The sequence below is a fragment of the Sporichthya polymorpha DSM 43042 genome (assembly GCF_000384115.1).
Classification (GTDB): Bacteria; Actinomycetota; Actinomycetes; order Sporichthyales; family Sporichthyaceae; genus Sporichthya; species Sporichthya polymorpha.
In genome coordinates, this window is sequence record NZ_KB913029.1 from 301,487 (window position 1) to 302,576 (window position 1,090).

At 70.0% G+C, this 1,090-nt stretch carries 1 protein-coding gene; it reads left to right on the forward strand.

The genetic code is table 11. The annotated features are described in order from the left end of the window. Positions 1-999 (forward strand): 5-amino-6-(D-ribitylamino)uracil--L-tyrosine 4-hydroxyphenyl transferase CofH (cofH, locus tag SPOPO_RS0101565; RefSeq protein ID WP_019873027.1); only part of this gene is annotated, 999 nt, incomplete at its 5' end. Positions 1,000-1,090 lie beyond the last annotated feature (91 nt).

Below are 1,090 nucleotides of genomic sequence, written 5' to 3' on the forward strand. Positions count from 1 at the left end.
GCCGACGCGATCCGTCGGGACGTCGTCGGGGACGAGGTCACCTACGTGGTGAACCGGAACATCAACTTCACCAACGTCTGTTACACCGGCTGCCGGTTCTGCGCGTTCGCCCAGCGGCGGACCGACGCCGACGCCTACACCCTCTCCGTCGAGCAGGTCGGTGACCGGGCCGTCGAGGCGTGGGAGCTCGGGGCGACCGAGGTGTGCATGCAGGGCGGGATCGACCCGGACCTGCCGGGCACGGCGTACTTCGACCTGGCGCGGGAGGTCAAGCGTCGGGTCCCGGGCATGCACGTCCACGCCTTCAGTCCGATGGAGATCGTCAACGGCGCGACCCGGACCGGGCTCTCGATCCGCGAGTGGCTGACGGAGGCTCAGGCCGCCGGTCTGGGCAGCATTCCCGGCACCGCGGCGGAGATCCTCGACGACGAGGTCCGGTGGGTGCTGACCAAGGGCAAGTTGCCGACCGCCGCGTGGATCGAGGTGGTCACGACCGCGCACGAGGTGGGGCTGCGCTCGTCCTCGACGATGATGTACGGCCACGTCGACACCCCGGCCCATTGGGTCGCGCACCTGAGGCTGTTGGCCCGGCTGCAGGACCGCACGGGCGGGTTCACCGAGTTCGTGCCGCTCCCGTTCGTGCATCACAGCGCCCCGCTCTACCTCGCCGGCGTGGCCCGCCCTGGTCCGACCGCGCGGGACAACCTCGCGGTGCACGCCATGGCCCGGCTGCTGCTGCACGGCCGGATCGACAACATCCAGACCTCGTGGGTGAAGCTGGGCGTCGAGGGCACCCGCGCGATGCTGCGCGCCGGCGTCAACGACCTGGGCGGGACGCTGATGGAGGAGACCATCTCGCGGATGGCCGGCTCCGAGCACGGCTCGGCCAAGTCCCCGACCGAGCTCGAGGCGATCGCCGACGGCATAGGCCGTCCGGTACGCCAGCGCACCACCACCTACGATTGCCCGGCCGGCAATCGGGGTTGGAATCCAATATGAAGAGCCTCCGTCACATCCAGGACGGTTCACGCACCGTTGTCCCGCGGACCGAGCGGCCCACACCGAGGACCTCCAGGGCGTAACTGTGCAG